Source organism: Streptomyces triticagri (assembly GCF_003429565.1).
GTDB classification, from domain to species: domain Bacteria; phylum Actinomycetota; class Actinomycetes; order Streptomycetales; family Streptomycetaceae; genus Streptomyces; species Streptomyces triticagri.
The window spans coordinates 1-26,132 of sequence record NZ_QUAK01000016.1 but is presented as its reverse complement, the minus strand read 5'-3'; the positions used below and the strand labels follow the sequence as shown (position 1 = coordinate 26,132).

General features: G+C 70.7%; 22 protein-coding genes. 9 read left to right on the top strand and 13 right to left on the bottom strand.

Features of this window, described 5'->3' with window-relative positions:
* Nucleotides 1–11: 11 nt before the first annotated feature.
* On the bottom strand, nt 12–1,277 hold the full coding sequence (locus tag DY218_RS03095) for an extracellular solute-binding protein (protein ID WP_128554330.1): 1,266 nt from the start codon (nt 1,275–1,277) through the stop codon (nt 12–14).
* A 215-nt stretch (nt 1,278–1,492) separates the two neighbouring features.
* Between DY218_RS03095 and DY218_RS03090 the strand changes: the two genes are divergently transcribed.
* A complete protein-coding gene (locus DY218_RS03090) occupies nt 1,493–1,702 on the top strand; it encodes a dodecin (RefSeq protein ID WP_128554329.1) in 210 nt (69 codons plus the stop codon).
* Between the two features lie 61 nt (nt 1,703–1,763).
* Here DY218_RS03090 and DY218_RS03085 read toward each other — a convergent pair whose 3' ends face one another.
* Nucleotides 1,764–2,255 (bottom strand): phosphatase domain-containing protein, encoded by a 492-nt coding sequence (locus DY218_RS03085; protein WP_128554328.1) that lies wholly within the window; start codon nt 2,253–2,255, stop codon nt 1,764–1,766.
* Nucleotides 2,256–2,368: 113 nt separating this feature from the next.
* Here DY218_RS03085 and DY218_RS03080 point away from each other — a divergent pair, with 113 nt between their 5' ends.
* Together DY218_RS03080 and DY218_RS03075 are read left to right on the top strand one after the other, a co-directional pair.
* Nucleotides 2,369–3,424: an LLM class flavin-dependent oxidoreductase gene (locus DY218_RS03080; protein ID WP_128554327.1), complete on the top strand. Its 1,056-nt coding sequence runs from the start codon at nt 2,369–2,371 to the stop codon at nt 3,422–3,424.
* A 39-nt stretch (nt 3,425–3,463) separates the two neighbouring features.
* Nucleotides 3,464–5,803, top strand: coding sequence for an excinuclease ABC subunit UvrA (locus DY218_RS03075; protein ID WP_128554326.1), 2,340 nt, complete (start codon nt 3,464–3,466; stop codon nt 5,801–5,803).
* 45 nt (nt 5,804–5,848) lie between these two features.
* Here DY218_RS03075 and DY218_RS03070 read toward each other — a convergent pair whose 3' ends face one another.
* A complete protein-coding gene (locus DY218_RS03070; protein WP_128554325.1) occupies nt 5,849–6,433 on the bottom strand; it encodes a YceI family protein in 585 nt (194 codons plus the stop codon).
* A 101-nt stretch (nt 6,434–6,534) separates the two neighbouring features.
* Between DY218_RS03070 and DY218_RS03065 the strand changes: the two genes are divergently transcribed.
* Nucleotides 6,535–7,422: a helix-turn-helix transcriptional regulator gene (locus DY218_RS03065; RefSeq protein WP_128554324.1), complete on the top strand. Its 888-nt coding sequence runs from the start codon at nt 6,535–6,537 to the stop codon at nt 7,420–7,422.
* Between the two features lie 150 nt (nt 7,423–7,572).
* Here DY218_RS03065 and DY218_RS03060 read toward each other — a convergent pair whose 3' ends face one another.
* From DY218_RS03060 to DY218_RS03050, 3 genes are read right to left on the bottom strand one after another with little or no spacing between them, the layout of a single operon-like run.
* On the bottom strand, nt 7,573–8,319 hold the full coding sequence (locus DY218_RS03060) for a succinate dehydrogenase/fumarate reductase iron-sulfur subunit (protein ID WP_128554323.1): 747 nt from the start codon (nt 8,317–8,319) through the stop codon (nt 7,573–7,575).
* Nucleotides 8,316–10,265, bottom strand: a complete 1,950-nt coding sequence (locus DY218_RS03055) for a fumarate reductase/succinate dehydrogenase flavoprotein subunit (RefSeq protein WP_128554322.1) — start codon at nt 10,263–10,265, stop codon at nt 8,316–8,318. Before DY218_RS03055 ends, DY218_RS03060 begins: the two co-directional genes overlap by 4 nt.
* A 1-nt stretch (nt 10,266) precedes the next feature.
* Entirely contained in the window at nt 10,267–11,010 is a 744-nt protein-coding gene (locus DY218_RS03050) for a succinate dehydrogenase (protein WP_128554321.1), read from the bottom strand.
* A 96-nt stretch (nt 11,011–11,106) separates the two neighbouring features.
* On the opposite strand from DY218_RS03050, the gene DY218_RS03045 reads away from it, so the two are divergent.
* Nucleotides 11,107–11,997: a LysR family transcriptional regulator gene (locus DY218_RS03045; RefSeq protein WP_128554320.1), complete on the top strand. Its 891-nt coding sequence runs from the start codon at nt 11,107–11,109 to the stop codon at nt 11,995–11,997.
* A gap of 20 nt (nt 11,998–12,017) precedes the next feature.
* Here DY218_RS03045 and DY218_RS03040 read toward each other — a convergent pair whose 3' ends face one another.
* The 4 genes from DY218_RS03040 to DY218_RS03025 form a co-directional block, all read right to left on the bottom strand.
* Entirely contained in the window at nt 12,018–12,560 is a 543-nt protein-coding gene (locus tag DY218_RS03040; RefSeq protein ID WP_128554319.1) for an FABP family protein, read from the bottom strand.
* A gap of 147 nt (nt 12,561–12,707) precedes the next feature.
* Nucleotides 12,708–14,843, bottom strand: coding sequence for a putative bifunctional diguanylate cyclase/phosphodiesterase (locus DY218_RS03035; RefSeq protein WP_128554318.1), 2,136 nt, complete (start codon nt 14,841–14,843; stop codon nt 12,708–12,710).
* Nucleotides 14,840–15,652, bottom strand: coding sequence for an SAM-dependent methyltransferase (locus DY218_RS03030; RefSeq protein ID WP_128554317.1), 813 nt, complete (start codon nt 15,650–15,652; stop codon nt 14,840–14,842). The genes DY218_RS03035 and DY218_RS03030 overlap by 4 nt, the downstream gene beginning before the upstream one ends.
* Nucleotides 15,653–15,881: 229 nt before the next feature.
* On the bottom strand, nt 15,882–16,868 hold the full coding sequence (locus tag DY218_RS03025; RefSeq protein WP_128554316.1) for an SCO0930 family lipoprotein: 987 nt from the start codon (nt 16,866–16,868) through the stop codon (nt 15,882–15,884).
* 366 nt (nt 16,869–17,234) lie between these two features.
* Between DY218_RS03025 and DY218_RS03020 the strand changes: the two genes are divergently transcribed.
* Entirely contained in the window at nt 17,235–17,852 is a 618-nt protein-coding gene (locus tag DY218_RS03020) for a hypothetical protein (RefSeq protein WP_128554315.1), read from the top strand.
* A 101-nt stretch (nt 17,853–17,953) separates the two neighbouring features.
* Here DY218_RS03020 and DY218_RS03015 read toward each other — a convergent pair whose 3' ends face one another.
* Nucleotides 17,954–18,439, bottom strand: coding sequence for a hypothetical protein (locus DY218_RS03015; RefSeq protein WP_128554314.1), 486 nt, complete (start codon nt 18,437–18,439; stop codon nt 17,954–17,956).
* A gap of 333 nt (nt 18,440–18,772) precedes the next feature.
* Here DY218_RS03015 and DY218_RS03010 point away from each other — a divergent pair, with 333 nt between their 5' ends.
* On the top strand, nt 18,773–19,438 hold the full coding sequence (locus DY218_RS03010; protein ID WP_128554313.1) for a class F sortase: 666 nt from the start codon (nt 18,773–18,775) through the stop codon (nt 19,436–19,438).
* 68 nt (nt 19,439–19,506) lie between these two features.
* On the opposite strand, the gene DY218_RS03005 is transcribed toward DY218_RS03010, so the two are convergent.
* Together DY218_RS03005 and lysX are read right to left on the bottom strand one after the other, a co-directional pair.
* Nucleotides 19,507–20,349, bottom strand: a complete 843-nt coding sequence (locus DY218_RS03005) for a polysaccharide deacetylase family protein (RefSeq protein WP_128554312.1) — start codon at nt 20,347–20,349, stop codon at nt 19,507–19,509.
* A 136-nt stretch (nt 20,350–20,485) separates the two neighbouring features.
* The gene (gene lysX / locus DY218_RS03000; protein ID WP_128554311.1) at nt 20,486–23,830 is read right to left on the bottom strand and encodes a bifunctional lysylphosphatidylglycerol synthetase/lysine--tRNA ligase LysX; all 3,345 of its coding nucleotides are present in this window, start codon (nt 23,828–23,830) and stop codon (nt 20,486–20,488) included.
* 120 nt (nt 23,831–23,950) lie between these two features.
* On the opposite strand from lysX, the gene DY218_RS02995 reads away from it, so the two are divergent.
* Together DY218_RS02995 and DY218_RS02990 are read left to right on the top strand one after the other, a co-directional pair.
* Nucleotides 23,951–24,427: a universal stress protein gene (locus DY218_RS02995; RefSeq protein ID WP_128554310.1), complete on the top strand. Its 477-nt coding sequence runs from the start codon at nt 23,951–23,953 to the stop codon at nt 24,425–24,427.
* A 109-nt stretch (nt 24,428–24,536) separates the two neighbouring features.
* Nucleotides 24,537–26,039, top strand: a complete 1,503-nt coding sequence (locus DY218_RS02990; RefSeq protein ID WP_128554309.1) for an amino acid permease — start codon at nt 24,537–24,539, stop codon at nt 26,037–26,039.
* Nucleotides 26,040–26,132: the final 93 nt, after the last annotated feature.

Genomic DNA, 26,132 nt, shown 5'->3' with positions numbered 1-26,132 from the left:
TGCGGAGGCGGTCAGCCGCGGGTGTGGTCGAGTTCCTCCGTGATCCGCGCCGAGGCCTTGCGTGCCTCGCGGGCCGGGTCGCGGCCGGTGAGGACCGCGGTCATGTACTGCTTGATCGGGTTGTCGCCCTCCACGGCGGCCCAGCGGGGCGAGTTGGGCGTCGCCCGGCCCTCGGCCGCACCTGCGGCCATGGCGGCGACGCCCTCCTCGGCGCCGACCACGCCGGACAGGGTGGTCTTGTTGGGCACGTAGTTCATGGTGCGGGCGAGGTCGGTCTGCCACTTCTTGCCGGCCAGTTCGGCGACCACGTCCACGGCGGCGTCCCGCTGGTCGGTGCGTTCGGGGATCACCAGGTCGGAGCCGCCGGTGAAGACGGCACCCGGCTTGCCCGCGGTCCTGCCCGGCACCGGGAAGTAGCCGATCCTCCCCTCGAGTTCCGGGTTCGCCTCCTCGATCGCCTTGGTGGTGCCGGGTACCGCGATGATCTGTGCGACGTCCCCCTCGGCGAAGACCTCGGCCTGCGGCGGGGTCTCCTCGTCGGCGTCCTTCGGGCCGTCGCCGAGTGCCTGCAGACGCTCGTAGAACTCCATGCCGCGCAGGGCCGCTGCGGTGTGCAGCGATCCCTTCCAGCGGACGTCGCGCTCCACGGCCAGCTCGCCGCCCTCCTCCCAGATGAATCCGGCGAGGGTGTACCAGTCCTGGCCCGCGAGGTAGATGCCCTGGTTCCCGGCGGTGTTGAGGCGTTCGGTCTGGGCCGTCCACTCGTCCCGGTCCTGCGGCGGCTTCTTGATCCCGGCGGCGTCGAAGAGGTCCTTGTTGTAGATCACCACTCGGTTCGCCGCGTACCAGGGGATGCCGAACTGGGCGCCCGCATGCGTGCCCGGCTCGGCGAGGCCGGGCAGCCAATCCTTCATGCCCCATTCGCGCATCGACTCCAGGGTGAGGTCGAGCAGTCCTCCGTGGTCGACGTACTGCGCGACCTGGGTGTTGCCGACCTCGATCACGTCCGGGGCGGACGCCTCGTCGCTGTCGAGCGCCTCGGTCACCTTCGCGCCGATGCCCGTCCATTCCTGGAACGTCACGTCCAGTCGTACATCCGGGTGCCGGTCCTCGAAGTCGGCCTTGAAGCGGTCCACGAAGGCCTGGGTGGCGCTGCCCTTCATCATCCAGACGGTGACCGTGCGTGCGTCTCCGTCATCTCCCGGCAGAAGTCCGCAACCCCCTGCGGCCACCAGGGACACCAGGGCGAGCGGGGCGGCGTACAGCTTCTTCTTCACGGGCGATCACCTTCGGCACGCTGGGCAGGGAACGGCAGCCCGGCGTGGGGGAAGCGAGGAGCGCTCGCCCGGGTATGTGGCTGGATTTTGGTATGGACCAATCGATTCGGTCAAGGCTTCAACCGGCTTCGAGCCGCCGGGACCTGCCCCGATCACTCGCGGTCGGCGGCTCGCTGGGGCACGGTGGAGTCACCGATGGAAAGGGGTACGCCTCCATGTCCGACCACACGTACCGGGTGACCGAGATCGTCGGCACCTCGCAGCAGGGCATCGATGAAGCCATCCGCAACGGGATCAGCAGGGCGGCACAGACCCTGCGCGGCCTGGACTGGTTCGAGGTCACACAGGTCCGTGGCCACATCGTCGACGGGGCCGTCGAGCATTACCAGGTCGGGCTGAAGATGGGGTTCCGGCTGGAGGACTGAGCCGCACGCTCGAACACCTGCGGCGATCGAGCAGCAGGGCTCCGGGGCGGAGTCCCGACGATCAGGTCCGCCCCTCGCGCTCCTGCGCATCCGCGAGTTCCTCCGACGCCGACGCCCACCGTGCCCGTACGACGGTGAACCCGGCCGCCTCCGCGGCAGCACAGACCAGCTCGTCGTCATCGACGACGACCCGCACCTCGCGCACCCGCGCGAGACGCCGCAGGACGTCGAGTTTGGTCTGCCGGGCGGGTCTGCGATCGCGGTCCCCGCGCATCCAGATCCGCCCGGCGGGCAGGCCGTGCCGCTCCAGCCAGGCGCTGGTGTCGCGGCGGCACCGCTCGGGACGCCCGGTCAGGTACTGGATCTCGCACTCCACCGCGGTCCGCGACACCAGCCGGAGGCCCTCGGCGAGCGGCGGGTCGTCGGGGGCGGCGGCGAAGAAGCCCTGCCAGTCGCGTGGTCTGCGTTCCAGGAAGTGCTGCCGGTGTGCGGTGCCTGCGAGGGTGTTGTCCAGGTCGAACAGGGCCAGGGGTGGCCGCGTTGCGCCGTCCATGACCCCAGCGTAGGCCGCGTTCTCCCGTGGCCGCCGCCCCGCGTCGGCGCCGGCGTGCGCCGAAGGGCTGCGAAGGGCGGGAATCATGCCCGCTCGTGGACGTTGAAGGAGGTGTGACCTCCGTGATCAGCCGCACCCGCTTCTCCGTACTGGACCGCTCCCGCACCCGCGCAGGCCATGAGCCGGCCGCCGCCCTGCGGGACACCGTGCGTTTCGCCCGGCAGATCGAGGCGTTGGGCTATCACCGCTTCTGGGTGTCCGAGCACCACAGCGTGCCGGGGGTGGCGGGTTCGGCCCCGACCGTGCTCGCGGCGGCCGTCGCCGGGGCGACGTCGACGATCCGGGTCGGCACGGGCGGCGTGATGCTGCCCAATCACCGCCCCCTGGTGGTCGCCGAGCAGTTCGGTGTGCTGGCCTCGCTCTTCCCCGGCCGGATCGACATGGGCCTGGGCCGTTCCGTCGGCTTCACCGGCGGCATCCGCAGGGCGCTCGGCGTGGACCGCGAGGGCGCGGACGCGTTCGCGGACCAGCTGAGCACCCTGCTCGGCTTCCTCTCCGGCACCCAGACCGAGTTCCCTCAGGTGCATGCGCACCCGGCGGAGGGCCTGGACATCCCGCCGTACGTCCTGGCCATGGGCGAGGGTGCAACGGTCGCCGCGGAGGCCGGTCTTCCGCTGGTGATCGGAGATCTGCGCAGCCGGTCGCGGATGGTGGAGGCGGTAGGGCGGTACCGGGACGCCTTCAAGCCGTCCGCCTGGTCGGCCGGCCCCGAGGTGATCATCTCGGGCAATGTCGCGGTCGCCGGCACGGCGGAGGCGGCCCGCCGGCTCCTGGTGCCGGAGGCCTGGTCGATGGCGTATTCCCGTACGCACGGCGTCTTCCCGCCGCTCGAGCCCGCCGAGGCGACCGAGCGCCGCACCATGTCCGACAAGGAGCGCGAGCTCTTCGACTCGGGCCTTCGCGGCCAGCTGTACGGCACCCCGCAGGAGGTCTCCGCCCGGCTCGAGGACCTGATCACGGCCACCGGAGCGGCGGAGGTCCTGGTCACCACCTCCTCGTACGACCGCACGGCGCTGCTCGACTCGTACCGGGCGCTGGCTCGGGTGGCCGGCCTCGAGAGCGTCCAGGACGTCCGGGGTGCCCGCGTTGCGGCGGAGACCGACGCCTAGAATCGTGGGGTTTGCCCGACTGCAGCCCCCGGAGAGCCGATGGACAGCCCGCACGATCCGTATCTGCGCGTACGTGGGGCGCGCGAGCACAATCTGCAGGGTGTGGACGTCGACATCCCGCGTGATGTGCTCGTGGTGTTCACGGGTGTCTCCGGATCGGGTAAGTCGTCGCTCGCCTTCGGGACCGTCTACGCGGAGGCGCAGCGGCGCTACTTCGAGTCCGTCGCCCCGTACGCCCGTCGGCTGATCCACCAGGTCGGTGCGCCGAACGTCGGCGACATCACGGGCCTGCCGCCCGCGGTCTCGCTCGAGCAGCGGCGGTCCACCCCCACCTCGCGGTCGTCCGTCGGGACCGTGACCACGCTGTCCAACTCGCTGCGCATGCTGTTCTCCCGGACCGGTGACTATCCGCCGGGCGCGGAGCGGCTCGACTCCGACTCCTTCTCCCCCAACACCGCGGCGGGTGCCTGTCCGCAGTGTCACGGGCTCGGTCTGGTGCACCGTACGACCGAGCAGTTGCTGGTGCCCGATCCCGAACTCTCCATCAGGCAGGGGGCGATCGCCGCCTGGCCGGGGGCCTGGCAGGGCAAGAATCTGCGCGATGTGCTGGATGCGCTCGGATACGACGTGGACCGGCCGTGGCGCGAGCTCGAACCGGCGGACCGGGAGTGGATCCTCTTCACCGACGAGCAGCCGGTGGTGACGGTGCATCCGGTGCGCGATGCGGGGCGGATCCACCGTCCCTACCAGGGCACGTACATGAGTGCGCGGCGCCATGTGATGAAGACCTTCGCCGATTCGCGGAGTCAGACGCTGCGGGCCCGCGCGGAGCGTTTCCTGCAGAGCGCGCCGTGTCCCGGCTGCGCCGGCCGCAGGCTGCGTCCCGAGGCCCTCGCGGTCACCGTCGCGGGTCGGACGATCGCCGAGCTGGCCGCCCTGCCGCTGGCCGAGCTGGCCGGTGTGCTGACCACCGCGGCCGGCGATGCCACCGCTCGCGTGCTGACCGACGATCTGGTGGCGCGGATCGCGGTGGTGGGTGAACTGGGCCTGGGATACCTGTCGTTGGACCGTACGACGCCCACCCTCTCGGCCGGCGAGCTGCAACGGCTGCGCCTTGCCACCCAGTTGAGATCCGGACTGTTCGGTGTGGTGTACGTGCTGGACGAGCCGTCCGCGGGTCTGCACCCGGCGGACACCGAGGCTCTGCTGACCGTGCTCGGCCGGCTGCGGGCGGCGGGGAACTCGGTGTTCGTCGTCGAGCATCATCTGGATGTGATGCGTCAGGCGGACTGGATCGTCGATGTGGGTCCGGGGGCGGGTGAGCACGGCGGCCGGGTGCTGCACAGCGGGCCGGTGGCCGAGCTGGCGGAGGTGCCGGAGTCGGCGACCCGGCGTTTCCTCTTCGACCGGGGTGCGGCACCGGCCAGGACCGTACGGAAGCCGGCCGGTCAGCTGAAGATCGGTCCGGTCACCCGGCACAATCTGCGGGACGTCTCGGTGGATCTCCCGCTCGGGGTTCTGACGGCGGTCACCGGCGTATCGGGCTCGGGTAAGTCCACCCTGACGGGCGCGATCTCCGAGGAACTCCCGGGCGTGGGACGGCTGGTGACCGTGGATCAGCGGCCCATCGGCCGTACCCCGCGGTCCAATCTGGCCACCTACACAGGCCTCTTCGACGTGGTGCGCAAGGTGTACGCGTCGACGGACGAGGCGCGTGCGCGCGGCTACGGCGTGGGGCGGTTCTCCTTCAATGTGACGGGCGGGCGCTGCGAGACCTGTCAGGGCGAGGGCGCGGTCACCGTCGAGCTGCTCTTCCTGCCCAGCACATACGCACCGTGCCCGGACTGCGGGGGCGCCCGGTACAACCCACAGACCCTGGAGGTCCGGCACCGGGGCCACACCATCGCCGATGTGCTGGCCCTGACCGTCGAGGGCGCGGCGGACTTCTTCGCCGACACCCCGCCCGTGCTGCGCAGTCTGCGCACCCTGCTCGATGTGGGCCTCGGCTATCTGCGGCTCGGGCAGCCGGCCACCGAGCTGTCCGGCGGCGAGGCGCAGCGCATCAAGCTCGCGGGCGAGCTGCAGCGGGTGCGCCGCGGCCACACCCTGTACGTCCTGGACGAGCCGACGGCGGGTCTGCATCCCGCCGATGTCGAGGTCCTCATGCGGCAGTTGAACGGTCTCGTCGACGCCGGTCACTCGGTGGTGGTCGTCGAGCACGACATGGATGTGGTGGCCGCGGCCGACTGGGTGGTCGACCTCGGTCCCGGGGGCGGCGACCGCGGCGGGCGGATCGTGGCGACCGGGACGCCGGCGGAGGTGGCCCGGGCGCCCGGCAGCCGGACCGCGCCCTATCTGGCGGCCCGGCTGCCCGGCTGAGCGCCGGACGGTGCCTTACGAGGCGTTGCCTCAAGAGGCGGTGCCTTACGAGGCGTCCGTCCCTGCGGCCTCCTCGGCTTTGGGAGCTACGAACTGCACATCGAGGTCGATCCTGATGACGTCGCCGAGCAGTCCGGGCGCGAAATCGAGCCCGAACTCGCTGCGCCGGATCTCCCCGCGGGCGTCGAACCCGGCGTGCCGGCTGCCGTCCATGGGGACGTCGACGAGCCCGCCGAACTCGACGTCGAAGGTCACCTGCCGGGTCACCCCGCCGATGGTGAGATCGCCCTCGAGGGTCCAGTCCTCGCCGTCCCCGTCGATCCGGGTGGAGCGGAAGGTCATGGTGGGGCGCCGGGCCACGTCGAGCAGGTCGGGGGAGCGCACATGGGCGTCCCGGTCGGTGTTGCCGGTGTCCACGGAGGCGAGGTCCACGGTGGCGGACACCGAGGAGGTGGCGAGGGTCTCCCCCACGACCAGCTCCGCCTCGAGGTCGTTGAACCGGCCGCGGACCTTGGAGATGCCCAGGTGGCGGATGGTGAAGCCGACCGCGGAGTGGAAGGGGTCGAAGCCCCAGCGGCCGGCGGGCAGCGGCAGGGCGTCGGTGGTGCTACGGGATTCGGTGGTGGTCATGGCTCGACGGTGCCCGTCCCGCCGGTGCGGAGGAAGGCCCGGCCGAGACGGGTAGTGACAGGGCCACCCTCGCCGCCCGTGCCGTCCGTACGATCAAAGACGTGACCGGCAACCGAGATGCACAGGGCCGAGACCCGCGCGGCAATGAGCTCGGCGCCTTCCTGCGCGCCCGGCGCGAGGCCCTCACGCCCGAGCAGGCCGGCCTGCCGCCCGGCACCCGCCGCCGCACCCCTGGTCTGCGCCGCACGGAGCTCGCCCTGCTCGCGGGGATCAGCGTCGAGTATCTGGCCCGCCTCGAGCAGGGCCGGGACCGCAATCCCTCGCCGCAGGTCCTCGGGGCGCTCTGTGACGCGCTGCAGCTGCCGCACGACGACCGGGCGCATCTGCGCCGGCTCCTGAAGGCGGCCGACAGCGCGTTCCTGTGCAGCACGGTGCCGCAGCCGGCCCGGGAGGCGCGGCCCACGGTGCGTCGTCTGCTGGACAGGCTCGAGCCGACGCCGGCGGTCGTACTCAACTGGTTCGGTGACGTGGTGGCGTACACCCGGGCCTATGAGCGGGTGATGCGGCCGCTCGGGCTGCTCGATGCCGAACAGCCGAGCATGCTGCGGTACCTGTTCACCGATCCGCGCGCACGGCGGGCCTTCCCCGACTGGGACGAGGTGGCCGACCGGCTGGTCGCGGCGCTGCACTTCGACCTGACCAAGGAGGATCCGGCGCTCGCGGATCTGGTGGCGGAGCTGTCGATCACGGCGGGCGCGGCCTTCACGGACCGGATCGCGGCGCCGATCCGTATCACCACGGGCAGCGGGGTGGAGCGGCTCGCCCATCCGACGGCCGGGGCGCTGCGGTTCTCGTTCGAGGCGCTGACGCTGCCCGAGTCGGACGGCCAGTACCTGCTCGTACAGCTGCCGGCCGACGAGGCGACGGCGACCGCCCTCGACCGCCTCGAAGGCCGCGGTCCCGGGGTGCTGCGCGCGGTGGGCGACTGACCGGGCGCGGGCACGGGTCTCGCTGAACTCAGCACGGACGACGGGCGGTCGGCCACGGACGACGGGCGGTCGGCCCGGAGCACCACCTTCGGGTCGACCGCCCGGTCGCGTACCGGGGAGCGGCGCTCCCCGGTGGTTCGTCGGACCGGCTCAGCGCGGCGACTTGCGTGCCGCGCGCAGCCATTCCTTGTTCATCGCCGCGATCGAGGGCAGCGGGATGCCCTTCGGGCAGGCGGTGGCGCACTCACCGGTGAGGGTGCAGCCGCCGAAGCCCTCCGCGTCCATCTGGTCCACCATGTCCAGGACGCGGGTCTCGCGCTCCGGTGCGCCCTGCGGAAGGACGCCGAGGTGGTTGACCTTGGCCGAGGTGAAGAGCATGGCGGAGCCGTTGGGGCAGGCGGCGACGCAGGCGCCGCAGCCGATGCACTCGGCATGCTCGAAGGCGAAGTCGGCGTCCGCCTTGGGCACCGGGGTGGCGTGCGCCTCGGGCGCGGATCCGGTCGGCGCGCTGACGTAGCCGCCGGCCTGGATGATCCGGTCGAAGGCCGAGCGGTCCACCACCAGGTCCTTGACGACCGGGAACGCGGCGGCCCGCCACGGCTCGACGTCGATGGTGTCGCCGTCCTGGAAGGACCGCATGTGCAGCTGGCAGCTGGTGGTGCGCTCCGGGCCGTGCGCGTCGCCGTTGATGACGAGTGAGCAGGCTCCGCAGATGCCCTCGCGGCAGTCGTGGTCGAAGGCCACCGGGTCCTCGCCGCGCAGGATGAGTTCCTCGTTGAGGGTGTCGAGCATTTCGAGGAAGGACATGTCCGGGGAGACCGAGTCGACCTCGTAGGTGGTCATGGCGCCGTCGGTGTCGGCGGCCGGCTGGCGCCAGACACGCAGGGTGAGCTTCATGCGTAGCTCCGCTGGGTGGGGTGGACGTACTCGAAGACGAGGTCTTCCTTGTGCAGGACGGGCGCCTCGCCGGGACTGGTGAACTCCCAGGCGGCGGCGTACGAGAACTCCTCGTCGCGGCGCGCGGCCTCGCCGTCGGGGGTCTGCGACTCCTCGCGGAAGTGGCCGCCGCAGGACTCGGCGCGGTGCAGGGCGTCGAGGCACATCAGCTCGGCGAGCTCCAGGTAGTCGACGATGCGATTCGCCTTCTCCAGGCTCTGGTTGAATTCCTCTCCGGTGCCGGGGACCTTGATGCGGCGCCAGAACTCATCGCGGATCCCCGGGATCCGGCCGAGGGCCTTCAGCAGGCCCTCTTCCGTACGGGCCATTCCGCAGAACTCCCACATCAGTTCGCCGAGTTCGCGGTGGAAGGAGTCGGGCGTACGGTCTCCGTCCACGGCGAGCAGCAGGTTCAGGCGGTCCTCGGTCTCGGCGACGACCTCCTGGACGGCGGGGTGGGTGTCGGTGACCGGGTCCTGGTGCGGGTTGCGGGCCAGGTAGTCGTTGATGGTGGACGGCAGCACGAAGTAGCCGTCGGCGAGGCCCTGCATCAGGGCGGAGGCGCCGAGCCGGTTCGCGCCGTGGTCGGAGAAATTGGCCTCGCCGATGGCGAAGAGGCCGGGCACGGTGGTCGAGAGGTCGTAGTCGACCCAGAGTCCGCCCATCGTGTAGTGCACGGCCGGGTAGATCCGCATCGGCACTTCGTAGGGGTCCTCGGCGGTGATCCGGGCGTACATGTCGAAGAGATTCCCGTACTTCTCCTCGACCTTGGCCCGGCCCATCCGCTGAATCGCGTCCGCGAAGTCGAGGTAGACGCCCTGGCCGCCGGGGCCCACTCCCCTGCCCTCGTCGCAGACGTTCTTGGCGGCGCGGGAAGCGATGTCACGCGGGACCAGATTGCCGAAGGAGGGGTAGATCCGCTCCAGGTAGTAGTCCCGCTCGTCCTCGGGGATCTCGCGGGGCGGGCGGGTGTCCCCGTGCGCCTTGGGCACCCAGATGCGGCCGTCGTTGCGGAGCGACTCGCTCATCAGGGTCAACTTGGACTGGTGGTCGCCGGTGCGCGGGATGCAGGTGGGGTGGATCTGGGTGAAGCAGGGGTTGGCGAAGTAGGCGCCGCGCCGGTGGGCTCGCCAGACCGCGGTGGCGTTGGAGTTCATGGCGTTCGTCGAGAGGTAGAAGACGTTGCCGTAGCCGCCGCTGGCGAGGACGACGGCATCGGCGTAATAGGTGTCGATCTTCCCGGTGACGAGGTCGCGGGCGACGATGCCACGGGCCTTCCCGTCGACGACGATCAGGTCCAGCATCTCGGTACGCGCGTGCAGTTCGACGTTCCCGGCGGCGATCTGCCGGGACAGGGCCTGGTAGGCGCCGAGCAGCAGCTGCTGTCCGGTCTGGCCGCGGGCGTAGAACGTACGGGAGACCTGGACGCCGCCGAAGGAGCGGGTGTCGAGCAGTCCGCCGTACTCGCGGGCGAAGGGCACGCCCTGGGCGACGCACTGGTCGATGATCTCGACGGAGATCTGCGCGAGGCGGTGGACGTTGGACTCGCGGGCGCGGAAGTCGCCGCCCTTGACGGTGTCGTAGAAGAGGCGGTGGATCGAGTCGCCGTCGTTGCGGTAGTTCTTCGCGGCGTTGATGCCGCCCTGGGCGGCGATCGAATGGGCGCGGCGCGGGGAGTCCTGGTAGCAGAACTGGACGACGTGGTAGCCCTGTTCGGCGAGCGTGGCGCCGGCCGATCCGCCGGCGAGTCCGGTGCCGACGACGATGACGGTGTGTCCGCGGCGGTTCGCCGGATTGACCAGCTTGGCCTCGAAGCGGCGGGTGTCCCAGCGTTCGGCGACGGGGCCCTCGGGGGCCTTGGTGTCGGCGACGGGTTCGCCGGTGGTGTAGGACGCGTAGGAGGTCATGTCAGCTCACCAATCCGGTCATGACGGCGACGGGTACGGAGACGAAACCGGCGGTCAGGAGCAGGGCCAGGCCGTTCGCGCCGGCCTTGAGGACCCTCTCGCGGCGCGCGTTGCCGACGCCGAGCGTCTGGGCGGCGCTCCAGAACCCGTGCCGTACGTGCAGTCCCATGGCGAGCACGGCCACGAGGTAGATGACATTGCCGTACCAGGTGGAGAAGGTGTCCACGACGTTCTGGTACGGGTGGCCCTCCTGGAAACCGCCGGGGTGGGTGTGCCCGGTGGTGAGGTCGAGGACGTGCCAGACGATGAAGAGGGCGAGGATGACGCCGCCCCAGCGCATGGTGCGGGTGGCGTAGCTCGTACGTCGCTTGGTGTGGGCGTACTTGGCGGGCCTGGCCCTGATGTCCCGGCGGCTGAGCTGGTATGCGGCGACCGCGTGCCCGACGACCGCAACCACCAGGACGATGCGGACCAGCCAGAGGCCCCATTCGTGGTGCAGCACGGGGGCGCCCATGGTGCGCAGCCAGTGGCCGTAGCCGTTGAACTCACCGGGGCCGAAGAAGATCTTGAGGTTGCCCATCATGTGGGCCACCAGATAGCCGAGCATGATCAGGCCGGTGACGGCCATCACGGCCTTCTTGCCGATGGTGGAGTCCCAGAGAGCGCGCGGGCCGCCCCGCACGGGGCGCTGCCCTGCGCCGGTCCCCTTCGACGGCGTGCGCCGTGTGCGCGTGTCCAATGCCATGGACCTGACCGTAGATCCGGACACCCCAAGAGGTCCAAGACATGACCTACCTTATTTCCATAGCCGATGTCTATCGTCCGCGCCTATGATCCCGGTATGCAGTTGCAGCAGCTCCAGTACTTCGTCGCGGTGGCCGAGACCCGGCACTTCACCCGGGCCGCAGAGCGGGTGCACGTGGCCCAGCCGTCGCTCTCCCAGCAGATCCGTTCGCTCGAACGGGAGCTGGGCGCCGAGCTGTTCAGCCGCGCCCGCGGGAACATCGCCCTGACCGACGCGGGCGAGACACTGCTGCCGCTGGCCCGCCGGATCCTGGCGGACGCGGACACGGCGCGGCAGGAGGTGCAGGAGCTGGTGCAGCTGCGCAGCGGCCGGGTGCGGCTGGGCGCGACGCCGAGCCTGTGCACCGGGCTGCTTCCGGATGTGCTGCGCGCCTATCACGACCGGTTTCCCGGCATCCGGCTGCTGATCGAGGAGGGCGGCTCGCACGACCTGGTGCGCGAGCTGGCCCGCGGGAGCCTGGATCTGGCGCTCGTGGTGCTGCCGCTGCCGAGCCCCGCGCCGTCACTGACCACGCACGAGCTGCTGCGCGAGGAGCTGGTCGTGGTGTCGTCACCGGAGGTCCCGGCGCCGGGCGGCGCACGCGGGACGGTACGGATCGCGGACCTTCAGGGCGAACGCCTTGTGATGTTCCGGCACGGCTACGACCTGCGCGAACTCACCGTGTCCGCCTGTCGCGCCGCGGGCTTCGAGCCGGACTTCGCGGTCGAGGGCGGCGAGATGGACGCCGTGCTCGGCTTCGTACGGTCCGGCCTGGGCATGGCCGTCGTCCCGAGCATGGTCGCCCGCCGGGCCGGCAGCGGCCTGCGGGTCACGCCCCTGGCCCGCCCCGGCCTGCACCGCACGATCGCCCTCGCCCACCGGGCCGATGTCGCCCCGCCGCGCGCGGCCCGCGAACTGCAGGCGCTGCTGCTCGACGGGGCCACGTAGCGGTCCGTGCGAGGCGACGGTCAGGAGATGCGGCGCAGACGGGCCGAGAGGTGGTGCTGCAGCGGCTGGTCGACCGCGGCCATGGCATGGGTGAAGGTGAGGATGCCGTCGGGGGTCAGCTCGTAGCGGCGGTGGGTGGCGTCGACCTGTTTGGCGGTGGGGGTGAGGGCCACCTCGCCGGTGGTCAGCTCGATCGTGTCGCCAGCGGCCCTGCCGGCCGCGATCTCCACGATGCCGGTGGGCTGGCTGATCAGCGCCTCCACCCTGCCGTCCGCCTGCAGCCGCCACCAGCCGGTCTCACGGGCCGCCGGGCGCACCGGGTTCCCCTCCGCGTCGACGATCCAGGCCCGCGCCTCGTAATGCAGGAAGGGCCGCCCGTCGTGGCTGAAGGACACTTCCTGCGCGTACGCGAAGTCCTGGGCGAGCGTGGGGTATTCGCCGCGCCCCTGCCCTCGCCAGGTGCCCAGAAGCCGGGTCACGGGCGCGAGGAGCGGATGCGGTGCGGGCACGGCGTCCGCCCCGAAGGCGTCGGGATACGGATACGTCGCTGCGGCTGCGGACACGGTGCGGGGCTCCTGGGTCGGTGCGGGCTTCGGACGCTCCGCGAGATCGATTCCTCGCGGAGCGTCCGGTGTGCTCGAAGCCTAGGGCGTGTCCCCGATCTTCGCGGACCGGACCGCGGCTGCCGGTGGTGCGCCACGCCGCCCGCCTCACCCCGTGGCGTCCACCAGGGCCAGTTGGTGCAGGTGGTCCCAGGGGCCGGGGCGGGCGTAGTACCAGCCCTGGGCCGTGTCGCAGCCGAGCCGGCGCAGCTGGTCGGCCTGCGCGGCGGTCTCCACGCCCTCGACGGTCACCGAGAGGTCGAGGCTGTGGGCGAGGGCCACGATGCCCTCCACGATCTTGGTGTCGACGGGGTCCGCCGGGTACTGCTGCATGCCCTGGGTGAACGAGCGGTCGAGCTTGAGTTCGGTGACCGGAAGACGCCGCAGATTGGCCAGGTTCGAGTAACCCGTGCCGAAGTCGTCCAGGGCGATGTCGACGCCCATCTCGGCGAGCCGGCGCAGCGGTTTGAGCAGGTCGTCGTCGGCGCCGATCAGTGCGGACTCGGTCACTTCGAGGCAGAGGGTGCCCGGTTCGAGGCCGATCCGCTCCAGGGTGTCGACGGTGTCGGCGACCAGACCGGAGTGGTGCAGCTGGCAGGGCGAGAGGTTGACGTTGATCCGCAGCGGGCCGGCTCCCGGATGCCGCTGCTGCCACTCGTGGGTCTGGCGTACGGCCTCCTCGAGGACCCAGCGGCCGAGCGGCACGATCAGGCCGGTGTGCTCGGCGAGCGGGATGAAGCGGTCCGGGCCGAGCACTCCGTGCTGCGGGTGCGACCAGCGCACCAGGGCCTCGGCGCCGCTGACACTGCCGTCCGCGAGATGCACCAGCGGCTGGTACTCGATGAAGAACTCGCTGCGGTCGAGCGCCGCCGGCAGCGCCGTGGTGAGCCCGTGCCGGGTGATGGTGCGCTCGTCCATCTCGGGGTCCGCCAGTTCGAAGCGGTTGCCGCCCGCCGACTTGGCCCGGTACATCGTGATGTCGGCGCTGCGCAGCACCTCCGCGGCGCTGCGCTCACCGGCGGGTCCTTCGACGATGCCGATCGAGCCGCGGACGGTGAGCTCTCGGCCCTCGATACGGATCGGGATGGCCAGCATGCTCAGGATCCGGCCGGCGAGCTCGTCCACCTCGCGTTCGGTGTCGGGGCCGGTGGTGAGGGCCACGAACTCGTCGCCGCCGAGCCGGGCGACCATCTCGCCGGGTGCGGTGGCGCAGGACTGGAGGCGGTCGGAGACCTCGACGAGGAGCCGGTCGCCGGCCGCGTGGCCCAGGCTGTCGTTGATCGCCTTGAAGCCGTCGAGGTCGAGGTAGCAGAGCCCGAAGCGGCCGCCGGGCGTGGCGAGCGCCTTCTCCAGCCGTTCGAAGAACAGGGTCCTGTTGGGCAGTCCGGTGAGCGCGTCGTGGGTGGCCTCGTAGCGCAGCCGCAGGTTCAGGAGCCGGCGCTCGGTGGTGTCCTCCATGAGGGCCAGCTGGTACTGGGGATTGCCCTCGGGGTCGCGCAGCAGGGACACCGTCAGATTGGTCCACAGGACGGTGCCGTCCTGGCGGTAGAAGGGTTTCTCCACCCGGTAGTGCTCGCGCTCGCCGCGCACCAACTCCTCGTAGAGACGCCAGACTTGGGGCGCGTCGTCGGGGTGGGTCCATTCGTGGACCTTGCGGGAGCGGCCGCTGTTGTCGAGGGCTCCGCCGAACATGCGCTTGAGGGCGTCGTTGATCTCGAGCATGTTGCCGTCGAGGTCAGCTATGCCGATGCCGATCGCGGCGCCCTCGAAGACCGCGCGGAACCGTGCCTCGCTGGCGTGCAGCGCTTCCGCGACCATCTGACGGGCATTCAAGGTCGCCCGGGAGATGGCCTCCTGCTCGGCGAGGGTGCGCTCGCGCAGGGCCTTGGCGAAGCCGGCCGCGACCGCATGCTGCAACCGGGCGCTGCGGGCCCGGAGTTCCTCGCCGTCCCCGTCGCCGCCGCAGTACAGGACGAGGTACGCGTCGACGGCGTCCAGGGTGCGGCTGAGCACCTCGGGGTCGGTCGAGTGGAACGAGATCAGCGCGGCGCCCACCTCACGACCGGCCTCCGGCTGGAACACCCGGGCCGTCAGGCTGTTTCTCAACTGCCGTGCCAGCGGGATCAGTTGCAGCTCGATCTCGGGTCTGGTGAGCGAGGTGGCGGTCACCGGAAAGATCGCGCGGCTCCATATCGTGGCGAACCGCCGCAGTCGCCCCTCGGGGCCGTCGGATGTGTCGCTCACGCCTTGCGCCCCACGCCCGCGAACCCGGAGAAGGCGTACGGATCCTCGTCCTCGGGCGGCGTGTCAGGACGCCACTCGGCCATCGAGACCAGACCTGGCTCCACCATCTCGTACCCCTCGAAGAATCGCGCGATCTCGTCACGCGATCGCATGATCAGTGGATTGCGGATGTTCTTGTAGACCCCCACGGCACCCCCCGCCTGCTGCTCGGGGAGCGGGATCCCGTCGTACGCGGCATGCGTGAGGACGATCAGGCTGCCCGGAGCGAGTACCGCGCCGAGTTCGGCAACCGCACCGTACGGGTCGTCGGCATCCTCCACGAAATGCAGGAGAGCTACAAGCAGGAGTGCAACGGGGCGTTCGAGGTCCAGATGGGACTCGACCGCCGAACTGCCCAGAATGTCCTCGGGCTTTCGGAGGTCGGCGGCCACAATTCCTGCTCCGTCATTGCCTTCGAGTACGACCTCGCTGTGCGCCACGGCGACCGGGTCGTGGTCCACGTACACGATGCGCGCATCCGGATTCTCGCCCTGCGCGACCTCGTGGACATTGCCGAAGGTGGGAATGCCGGAGCCGATGTCGAGGAACTGCGTGATGCCCTCGGACACCGCGTACCGCACGGCCCGGCGCATGAAGGCACGATTCGCCTGCATGATCTTGGGCATCCCCGGTAGAAATTCCATGGCCTTGCGGGCGGCCTCTCGGTCCACCTCGAAATTGTGCGAACCACCCAGGTAGAAGTCGTACATTCGGGACACGCTCGGCGTCGAGATGTCGATGCCGTGCGGGGCCCAGGAAGGGCGGTCCATCAGATCTCCCGGTTGTAGGCGAGCCGGTGTTCGAGCCGAGGCTACTGATCGCTCGCCAACGGGTCGAGCAGAAACGGAAATTACTCATCCGTTCTTAGCCACTGCCCATGGCATGTGCACCTGCAGCTGCACATGCAGCCGGCCCCTCCTCCGCGGGGACGGAAGAGGGGCCGGCCGGATCGCACGCACCGCAGCGTGGGGGCGCCGCGTATCTCCTGCTCTGTCGGATCTACTTGGGTGCGCCGATCAGCTTTCCCTGCGGCGAGACGGCGTACCAAGTGCCGCCCACTCCCTGGCCGTTGGTGTCGCCGGCCTTCTTGTCGCCGTCGAAGGTGTACAGCGGCCAGCAGTCGATGGTCTGCTGCAGGAGGCCGTCCGGGCGGTCGAAGGTCACGAATCCCTTCTTCAGGATGCCGTCGGTGTCGTTCTTCGACACCGGCTCGACGACGGGCCACTTCTTCAGGCAGTCACCGGTGCAGGCGGACTTCATGGGCCATGCCGAGTCCTTCTTGAAGCGGTAGACGGTCATGCCGTTCTTGTCGACGACGACCTCGCCGAGCTTCGGGTCCTTGCGGGTCGACATGCCCGCCAGGTCGGCCGCCCCTCCGGAGCCTTCCTCCTCGGCGCCTTCCTCTGCACCGTCCCCGGCGCCCGAGTCGGCGGGAGCGGCCTTCTTTCCGTCGGCCGCGGCCGCGTACCAGGTGCCGCCCACGCCCTGCCCCTTGGCGTCGCCCGCCTTCTTGTCCTCGGCGTAGCGGTACATGGGCCAGCCGTCGATGGTCAGTTGCTCGGTGCCGTCGGGGGCGGTCACGGAGCCGAGGAGCGACTTGTCGACACCGGGGGCGGGTTCGGCCCCCTTGGCCAGTACCGCGGGCCAGGCCTTGGCGCAGTCGCCCTCGCAGGTGGACTTCGGTGGCTTCGCCGAGTCCTTGTCGAAGCGATAGAGGGTCATTCCCGAACTGTCCGTCAGCACCTTGCCGAGCTCTTTGCTCTCCCAGACCGCGAGCTGGCCCGCGGCCTTGGCGGCGGACTTGCCCTCGCCCGAGGAGTCGGAGCCGTACGCCCCGCCGGAGCCGTAGCCGCCCTCCGCGGGTGCCGCATTGCCCACGGACTGGCCGTTCGGGGAATCCGACCCCTGCTCCTGACCGCACGCCGTCGTCAGCGCAAGGACGGCTGCGGCCGTCACGGCGATCGAAGCGTTGCGCCAGGTGTTCATGGTCAACTCCCGTTGTCTTCAGGATGTCTGCGGCACCGGGAGGCGCCGCACATGGCCCTAGGTACGCGGGAGGGGGGACGCTGCGTTCAATGCATCGCAAGAATTCTTCCGGCCGGGACGGCGGCCACGGGTTACACCGCCCCGACCTCCCCGCGCACCCGGCCCGTCGCGGCACCTCAGGGCACTTCCGCCCCACGCCACACGGGAATGGCCGGAACTCTCCCCCGCGTGGCCCAGCCCCGTGCCCCATTCGCCCCACAAGGATCGCGACTGTCCCCTTGCGTACCTAGCGTTTCGGGCATCGAGGTGCATTACGGCACAGGCGGAACAGGTCCGCGGATGTTCCTCGGGGACCCGGAGGATTCCATGCGCGCGATAGCTGCGGCGGCGGTCGGCCTGCTCTCGGCCGGCGCACTCGCGCTGGCAGCGCCGGCCGCGGTGGCCGGTGACGAGCCGGGCGGCAAGCCCGGCGACGAGCAGGGCCTCAAGCCCGACCAAGGGCTGAAGCCCGACCAGGGATTCAAGCCCGGGGACGACCCGGGGACGAGCAGCAACATCACCTCGTTCGGCTTCAGCGTCACTCCGTCGACCGTCGCGGCCGGCGGTGAGGTCACGCTGAAGTCCGACGGGTGCGACTCGGCGGTCAAGGTGAGCTCCGGCGTCTTCGACACGGTGACGCTGCACAAGGGCAAGCCCGCGACCGCGAAGGTCGACTGGGACGCCAAGCCCGGCGCGATGTACAAGGTGACCTTCGACTGCAACGGCGAGAAGGGCACCACGGATCTCACCATCGCGGGCGGCGGCGGCAATCCCACCACTCCCCCGCACAACAAGGGCGTCAACGGCGGTATCGGCGGCAGCTTCTCGGATCTGGACGTCGGGGAGATCGCCCTCGGCGGTGCCCTCATCGCCGGTGCCCTCGGCTCCGCCTACTACTGGGCGCGCAGGCGCCCCGACGAGGACGGCGCCCAGGACACGCCCTGAGCCCGCACATACGTCGCCCCGGGATCCGTGCCGATCCCGGGGCGACGTATGTGAGAGGGCGAAGAGGTCCGGACGGCGGCGCCGTCCGGACCTTCGTCGTATCAGGCCTTGGACTCGCCCCGGCGGCGCATCCAGAAGACGCCGCCGCCGACCAGCGCCGCGGTGACCAGACCGCCGCCGATCGCGATGTCCGTGGCGGTGGCGCCGGTGCTGCTGCTGCCGCCCAGACCACCGCGGACACCGCCGTGGATCACGGTGAGCGCGGCGTCGCGGGTGACGCTCTGGCCGCCGCAGGTGGCGGTGACGCTGTGCACGCCGGGGGTGGCGTTGTGATGGATCGTCACATTGGCGACGCCACCGCCGCCCTTGGGCCTGAGGTGGGTGGTGGGGAACGCGTCGGACGACACCTTCCCGCTGCCGTTCGCGCATTCATGGGCGTTGACCGTCACCGAGGCGGTGCCGCCCCGCGCGACGGTGCTCGGAGAGACGGAGATGGTACTCCCGTCCCAGGCACTCGCCGCGGGCGCGGCGAGTCCGATGAACGCACCGGCGACAGCTGTGACCGCCAGGGTACGAGTTGCACGCATGAGGACCTCCGCGGCAGGCGCCCCGGGGAACGTTCCCCGGTCAGTTGGCGAGAGCGCCTCCCGCTAAGACCCTCGGGCGGCCTGCGACAACCCGCATTTCGGGAATCGGCCGTACGGTTGAGGCGACACGCCGACGGCGTTCCCGCTATTGCCGAATAGGCGCAGGTCACGGACCGTCAGAAACTGGCCGGGCGCTGCAACTCGGATGGCGCACGGCACGGATGGCCGCCACCCGTTTCGCCCTCGCCCCGTCGCAGGCCGGACGGCGGGCACTTAGCTTTCTTCCATGCACAACGGACGCGGCGGAGCTCCGCGTTGAGAGGGGAAGAGCGCATGCCATCGTTCCAGCCCGCCGAAGAGGAGGAACCGCGGAAGAGGCGCGCCCCTTGGGGGGTCATAGCGCTTGTTCTGCTGACCGGCCTCGCACTCATCCGGAACGGCTCCGGGGAGTTCGCCGTCGGCCCGCCGCAGCCGGCCTCGGCCGCCGCGGCGGACACCAGGACCACCGGCCGGGCACCCGCCGCGGTCGATGTGAAGCCGCTCGGCTTCTCGCTGGCCGAGCGGGTGCGGATCCCGGCGATCCAGGTCGACGCACCGGTCCAGCCGGTTGGTCTGGACGCCGAGGGATTCGTCGACGCACCGCCGCCGGAGCAGGCCAATCTGGCCGGCTGGTTCACCGGTGCGGTCTCGCCGGGCGAGAAGGGCACCTCGGTGGTCGTCGGCCATGTCGACAACAATTCCGGGCCCGCCGTCTTCTACGGCCTCGGATCCGTCGAGAAGGGAAACCGCATCGAGGTGGAGCGCGGGGACGGAAAGACCGCCGTTTTCGAGGTGTACGGGGTCGAGGTCTTCGACAAGAACAACTTCCCCGGAGAAAAGGTCTACGGATCGTCCGGAAAGCCGGAACTCCGCGTCATCACCTGTGGCGGCGGATTCTCCAAGAGCAATGGGTACGACGGGAATGTCGTCGTCTTCGCCCGCATGGTCAGCTCCAACTGACCATGCGGGCGGGGGGGGTTCACGGTACGCGCTGCGCCGAGGCGTGACGCGTGCGCCCCGGGCGGCGCTCAGACGGCCCGGGTGGGTACGCCCAACCGGTAGCCGGACGACAGCAGTTCGGGCAGATAGCGGCGCAGGGCGGCGACGCTCTGGGAGCGGTTGCCGCCCGCGTCGTGCGAGAGCACCACGACGCCGGGGGCCGCCCCGTCGAGCACGCGGCGGATGATGGACCCGGTGCCCGGCTCCTGCCAGTCCAGGGTGTCCACGGTCCAGGCCAGCGGCTCCATGCCGTACTCCGAGCCGAGTTCGAAGACGTCGCGGTTCCAGGCTCCGTAGGGGGCGCGGAACCAGCGCGGTGTCTCGCCTACGGCCTTCTGGACGGCGTCGCAGGTGCGCTCGATCTCGTCGCGGATCTTCTTCCGGTCCATACGGGGCAGTTCGGGGTGCGACCAGGTGTGGTTGCCGATGGTGTGCCCCTCGTCGATCATCCGCCGCAGCAGGTCGGGGCTCTCCTCCGCCATCTCGCCGCAGACGAAGAACATGGCCTTCACGTCGTGGCTGCGCAGGGTGGCGAGGATGTCCGGTGTGTAGCGGGGATCGGGTCCGTCGTCGAAGGTCAGCACCATGCTGCGGGTGGCGGTGCTCATCTGCAGGATGGGTGCCTTGCGTACGGGTGGTCGGGCCGGGGCCGCTCGCTGCGGGCCGGATCCGGTCATCGGCGCGAGCCGGTACGCGGAGGCCTTGGGCAGTTGCTTCGCCCGGGCTCCGGCCGCTCCGCCGGCCGGTGCGGGTTTCGCCGGGCCGCCCGCGCGGTCCGCGCTCCAGCAGCCGGCGGTGGCGGCGAGACCGACGAGAGCGACGCCGCCGCGGAGCAGGGTTCTGCGCCCCTGGAGCCATTCGTCGTTTTTCATGACTAATGCCTCGCACGGCCCTTCCCCGGTGCCGTCCATCAACACGGCCCCGCGGTCGAAAGCACCTGATGGGACCGTCCCGGGGTGCGCGCGGGGCGGTTCGGGAGTAGGGCGACGCCGGGCGTGCGGGCCGCGATCAGCGGCGGCGCACCAGCGGGAACGGCAGGGTCTCGCGGATGGTGAGGCCGGTGAGGAACATGACGAGGCGGTCGACGCCGACGCCGAGCCCGCCGGTGGGCGGCATGGCGTATTCGAGGGCGTCGAGGAAGTCCTCGTCCAGTTCCATGGCTTCGGGGTCGCCGCCGGCGGCCAGCAGCGACTGGTCGGTCAGTCTGCGGCGCTGCTCGACTGGATCGGTCAACTCGGTGTAGGCGGTGCCGAGTTCGGTACCGAAGGCGACCAGGTCCCAGCGCTCGGCGAGGCGTGGGTCGGTGCGGTGCTGGCGGGTGAGCGGGGAGACGGAGGTCGGGAAGTCCTTGTAGAAGACGGGCGAGGTGGTCTTCTCCTCGACGAGGCGCTCGTACATCTCCAGGATCACGTCGCCGTGTCCGTCGTCCGGTGTGTACGGGACGCCGGCCCGGTCGCACAGCCGGCGAAGGCCGGGCAGGCGGGTGCCGGGGTCGATCTCCTCGCCGAGCGCCTCCGAGATCGCGCCGTACACCGTCTTCACCGGCCAGTCGCCGGAGATGTCGTGCTCCACCAGGCGCCCGTCGGCGTCCGGCCGGTGGGCGATCTGGCGGCCGAAGGCGGCGACGGCGGCGGACTGGATGAGCTCGCGGGTCAGGTCGAGCATCACGTCGTAGTCGGCGAAGGCCTGGTAGGCCTCCAGCATGGTGAACTCGGGGTTGTGCTTGTACGAGACGCCCTCGTTGCGGAAGGTGCGGCCGAGCTCGAAGACCTTCTCCAGGCCGCCCACGCAGAGCCGTTTGAGGTACAGCTCGGGGGCGATGCGCAGATAGAGGTCGAGGTCGTAGGCGTTGATGTGGGTGGTGAACGGGCGGGCGTTGGCGCCGCCGTGGATCTGCTGCAGCATCGGCGTCTCGACCTCGAGGTAGTCCCGCTCGAGGAGGCCCTGGCGCAGCGCCTGTACGGCGCGGGAGCGGGCGCGGACGGTGTCCCGGGATGCGGGCGCCGCGATCAGGTCGACGTAGCGGCGGCGCACCTTGGCCTCGGGGTCGGTGAGTCCGCGGCGTTTGTCGGGCAGGGGGCGCAGGCATTTGGCGGTGAGCTGCCAGTCGGTGACGAAGAGGGAGAGCTCGCCGCGTTCGGTGGTGCCGATCTCGCCGGTGGCGGTGATCTGGTCGCCGATGTCGGTGTCGGCGGTGAAGCCGTCGAGCACATCGGGTCCCGAACCGTCCCGGGTCAGGGCCAGTTGGAGGTCACCGGACCAGTCGCGGAGCACTGCGAAGGCGATGCCGCCGAAGTCGCGCACGATCATCACGCGGCCGGCCACGGTGGCCTGCTGCCCGGTGCGGCTGCCGGCGGGCAGCGCGCCGTACTCGCTGCGGATCTCGGCCAGAGTGCGGGTGCGCTCGGCGATGCCCGACGGGTACGGGTCGATGCCGCGCTCGCGCAGCCGCTCCAACTTGCGGTGCCGTACGCGGACCTGTTCGGGGAGTCCGGCCATCGGGTCGGCGGTGGTGTCCGGGCCGCCGATGCCGAGGGCGTCGATCGGCGGCAGGCCCTCGGTGGTGGCGGGCTGCGGTCCGGTGAAGCGGGCGGTGTGTCCGCGGCCCCAGAGCTTGCGCATGCTGGGTACGGAGACGAATCCCTCGGCGATCGCGGAGGCCAGGCTGATCCGGGCGAGCGAGCCGGCGTCGCCGTAGCAGATGAACCGGGGGAACCAGACGGGCTGGTACTTGGCGTTGGAGCGGTAGAGGGCCTCCAGCTGCCACCACTTGGAGAAGAAGAGCAGCATCCGGCGCCAGAGCCGCAGGATCGGCCCTGCACCGATCCGGCCGCCCTCCTCGAAGACCGCGCGGAACACCGCGAAGTTCAGGGAGATGTGACGGACCCCCAGTTTCCCTGCGCCGGCGCAGAGTTGGGCGACCATGAACTCCATCACGCCGTTGGGTGCGCCCCGGTCGCGGCGCATCAGGTCGAGCGAGACGCCGTCCGTGCCCCAGGGCACGAAGGACAGCAGGGCCAGCAGCCGGCCGTCGGCGCCGAGGCATTCGACGAGCAGGCAGTCGCCGTCCTGGGGGTCGCCGAGCCGGTCGAGCGCCATCGAGAAGCCGCGCTCGGTCTCGGTGTCCCGCCAGGCGTCGGCCTTGTCGATGATCTCTTCCATCTCCGCGTCGGTCAGCGCCGAGTGCCGCCGGATCCGGCAGGTGGCGCCGGTACGTGCGACCCGGTTCACCGCCTGGCGGGTGACCCGCATGTCGCGGCCGTCCAGGTCGAAGCCGGCGACGTGCAGGACGGCCTCGTCGCCGAGCTGCAGGGCGCCGAGTCCGGCGCGGGCGTAGGCCTTGGCGCCCTGTTCGGAGGCGCCCATCACGGCCGGGGCCCAGGCGTAGCGCTGGGCGGCATCGCGCCAGGCGGTGATCGCCTGGTCCCAGGAAGCCGGTTCGCCCACCGGGTCGCCGCTGGCCAGACAGACGCCCGCCTCGACGCGGTAGGTGACGGCGGCCCGGCCGTTCGGGGCGAAGACCACGGCCTTGTCGCGCCGGGTGGCGAAGTAGCCGAGGGAGTCCTGCGATCCGTAGGCACCGAGCAGCGCGCGGATCCTGGGCTCCTCGTCGCCGTGCAGCGCGGCCTCCATCCGCTGCGAACGGAACAGCGTCACCACGGCGGCGAGCAGGGCGAGCGCCCCGAACAGCCCGAGGAAGAAGAACAGCGGCCGCGGCGGCGCCCCGTCGAACCTGCCCATCGGCACAAGCCCGCCGCACACCCGCGAGAGGGCCCACAGCAGCCGCTGGCCGTGCACCAGAGTGCCGGGGAAGAGCGCGACCAGACCCCAGCCGACCAGGGTCGCAAGGGCGAGTCCGGCGAGCAGGACGCCGAGTGCGCGCCGCACGGCGCCGCGCCTGGCGTCCGCGTAGAACTCGCCGTGGGCCAGGATCAGCAGGACGAGTGCGACCAGACAGACGGCGAGGGAGGCGATCGCCTCGGTCCACTGCCCGGCTCCGATCCACAGCAGGTCCGCGGCGATCAGCAGTCCCAGGTACCAGACGACCAGGTGCCAGGCGATCCGTTTGCGGGAGGCGCAGGCCGTGGCGAGGAGGACCAGGAACACCGCGTACGCGAGGTTCGCACTGACCGGGACCGTGACCGCGTCCAGGAGTCGGGTGAACGGCCGGACCCCGCGCCTCAGCGGCGGAATGATCGCGATGATCGCGCAGTACGCCGCGAGCAGGCCGAAGAACGTCGCGAACCCGTCGGGCACCTGGTGCAGGAACCGGTCGCGGCGTGAGGTGCGTATCGCGCCCCGCTCCGCTCCCCGGGCCCCGGCGGACTCGGTGCTGCGTACATCGGCAGTCATGCGCTCGACTCTAGGAAGGGCGCCGGCTTCTCGCTCGTCGAGCCACATCGGCGCCGCACGCCCGCCGGGCCCTCAGGGGCGCACTGCCGTGCGACCCGCGCGTGGACTAGCCTCACCCGTGTGACGGAACAGCGCCCCTCGGAGCAGCGGCCCCACCAGTTCGAGCGGGGCACCGACGGCCCCAAGGTGATCGTCGTCGGCGTCGACGGATCGGACTCGTCGCTGCGCGCCGCGGCGTACGCGGCCGGTCTGGCCCGGCGGCAGGGCGCCCTCCTCGCGATGGTGTACGTCCAGCCGGTGCTCGCCGCCGGTGCCGCGCTCGGCGTGCCCGTGGCCGACACCACCGACGAGGTGGCCGAGGGGCTGATCGAGGAGATCCGGGCGAGTGCGGAGCGGGTCAAGGGCATCTTCGAGGTGCGCTGGCAGTTCCACACGCTGCGCGGCGATCCGTACAGCGGCCTGGTGAGCGCGGCCGAGGAGCTGACCGCGGACGCGGTGGTGGTCGGGGCGTCCGAGCAGGCCGGGCACCGTCTCATCGGCTCGGTGGCGGTACGCCTGGTCAAGGCGGGCCGCTGGCCCGTCACCGTGGTGCCGTAGCCCGCGTACGCACCGGCACATCGGCTTTGGTGCGCCTTCTTCCGTCACCGGCCCTCTCGGGTCCATCATGATCGGCCGTCAGGGTCCACGATCAATCGAGGTGAGGCAGATGGCCAAGATCCCTGCCGGGCAAGGCGTACTGCGCCGCAAACCGATCGAGCAGATCCAGGAGGGGCGCGGGGAGGGCCAGCTCACCAAGACCCTCGGCCTGTGGCAGCTCACTGCCATCGGTGTCGGCGGCATCATCGGGGCCGGCATCTTCTCGCTGGCCGGCGCGGTGGCCAGCGGCACGGCCGGTCCCGCGGTGCTGCTCTCGTTCCTGATCGCGGGTGTGGCCAGTGCGGCGGCCGCGTTCTCGTACGCCGAGTTCGCGGGGATGATCCCGAAGGCGGGTTCGGCGTACACCTATGGATACGCGGTGCTCGGTGAGCTGGCCGGCTGGTTCATCGGCTGGGACCTGCTGCTCGAGTACACGGCGATCGTCGCGGTGGTGGCGATCGGCATCTCCGGCTACTTCGGCTTCCTCGTCGACTCCATGGGAGCCGACCTGCCCGCGTGGATGCTCGGGGCACCCGGCACCGGTGACGGTCATGTCGTCGACCTCTTCGCGGTGGTGCTCTGCCTGCTGATCGCCTATCTGCTCACGCTCGGCATCAAGAACGCCGCCCGCTTCGAGACGGTCGTCGTGGTGCTGAAGGTGCTCGTGGTCCTGGTCGTGATCGCGGTCGGCGTCTTCCACATCGAGACCGCGAACTACGATCCGTTCTTCCCGTACGGGGTCGGCGGCGCCTTCACGGGTGCCGCGACCGTGTTCTTCGCGGTGTTCGGCTACGACGCGATGAGCACCGCGGCCGAGGAGTCCAAGGACGCCCAGCGGCACATGCCCAAGGCGATCATGTACTCGCTCGCCATCTCGATGGTGCTCTACGTCTTGGCCTGCCTGGTCCTGACGGGCATGCAGAACTACAAGGAGGTCGACCCGGAGAGCGGGTTCTCCACGGCCTTCAAGTCGGTGGGGCTCGGCGGGCTCGCGGACGTGATCGCGATCGGCGCGATCATCGGCATCCTCACCGTGATGTTCACCTTCATGCTGGGTGTGACCCGGGTGTGGTTCTCGATGAGCCGGGACGGGCTGCTGCCCCGGTGGTTCGCGAAGACGGACCCGAAGCGGCATGTGCCGACCCGGGTCACCTGGATCGTCGGTGTGGCGTCCGCGACGATCGCCGGCTTCCTGCCGATCGGCGAGGCCGCGGAGCTCACGAACATCGGGATTCTGCTGGCCTTCGTGGTGGTCTGCGTCGCGGTGATCGTCCTGCGGTACCGGCAGCCGGAGCTGCCGCGCGGCTTCAAGTGCCCCGGCATGCCGTTCGTTCCGGCGATCGGTGTGGTGTTCTCGCTCTGGTTGATCACGTTCCTGCAGTGGCAGACCTGGGCGCGCTTCGCCGTGTGGTTCGCGATCGGCCTGGTCATCTACTTCGGGTACTCGTACCGGAACTCGGCCCTCAACCGGGGCCCGGCGGCGGACGGTTCGGCCCCTGGGGAGAGCAGTCCCGTGGAGAGCAGTCCCGCGGAGAGCGGTCCGGCGGAGGACGAACCGCCGCACAAGTCCTGAGGCACCCGGCACGCATCCGCGGCCTCCCGTTCGCCGGGAGGCCGCGGATGCGTGTGTACGGGGTGCTCGGCGGCGGTGTCACTTGCCCATGAC

Bases quoted from the DNA above. Each gene is read 5' to 3' on its own strand.
- DY218_RS03090 (WP_128554329.1), top strand. From the start codon at position 1,493: ATGTCCGACCACACGTACCGGGTGACCGAGATCGTCGGCACCTCGCAG.
- DY218_RS03085 (WP_128554328.1), bottom strand. From the start codon at position 2,255: ATGGACGGCGCAACGCGGCCACCCCTGGCCCTGTTCGACCTGGACAAC.
- DY218_RS03075 (WP_128554326.1), top strand. From the start codon at position 3,464: ATGGACAGCCCGCACGATCCGTATCTGCGCGTACGTGGGGCGCGCGAG.
- DY218_RS03070 (WP_128554325.1), bottom strand. From the start codon at position 6,433: ATGACCACCACCGAATCCCGTAGCACCACCGACGCCCTGCCGCTGCCC.
- DY218_RS03060 (WP_128554323.1), bottom strand. From the start codon at position 8,319: ATGAAGCTCACCCTGCGTGTCTGGCGCCAGCCGGCCGCCGACACCGAC.
- DY218_RS03055 (WP_128554322.1), bottom strand. From the start codon at position 10,265: ATGACCTCCTACGCGTCCTACACCACCGGCGAACCCGTCGCCGACACC.
- DY218_RS03050 (WP_128554321.1), bottom strand. From the start codon at position 11,010: ATGGCATTGGACACGCGCACACGGCGCACGCCGTCGAAGGGGACCGGC.
- DY218_RS03045 (WP_128554320.1), top strand. From the start codon at position 11,107: ATGCAGTTGCAGCAGCTCCAGTACTTCGTCGCGGTGGCCGAGACCCGG.
- DY218_RS03030 (WP_128554317.1), bottom strand. From the start codon at position 15,652: ATGGACCGCCCTTCCTGGGCCCCGCACGGCATCGACATCTCGACGCCG.
- DY218_RS03025 (WP_128554316.1), bottom strand. From the start codon at position 16,868: ATGAACACCTGGCGCAACGCTTCGATCGCCGTGACGGCCGCAGCCGTC.
- DY218_RS03020 (WP_128554315.1), top strand. From the start codon at position 17,235: ATGCGCGCGATAGCTGCGGCGGCGGTCGGCCTGCTCTCGGCCGGCGCA.
- DY218_RS03015 (WP_128554314.1), bottom strand. From the start codon at position 18,439: ATGCGTGCAACTCGTACCCTGGCGGTCACAGCTGTCGCCGGTGCGTTC.
- DY218_RS03010 (WP_128554313.1), top strand. From the start codon at position 18,773: ATGCCATCGTTCCAGCCCGCCGAAGAGGAGGAACCGCGGAAGAGGCGC.
- DY218_RS03005 (WP_128554312.1), bottom strand. From the start codon at position 20,349: ATGAAAAACGACGAATGGCTCCAGGGGCGCAGAACCCTGCTCCGCGGC.
- lysX (WP_128554311.1), bottom strand. From the start codon at position 23,830: ATGACTGCCGATGTACGCAGCACCGAGTCCGCCGGGGCCCGGGGAGCG.
- DY218_RS02990 (WP_128554309.1), top strand. From the start codon at position 24,537: ATGGCCAAGATCCCTGCCGGGCAAGGCGTACTGCGCCGCAAACCGATC.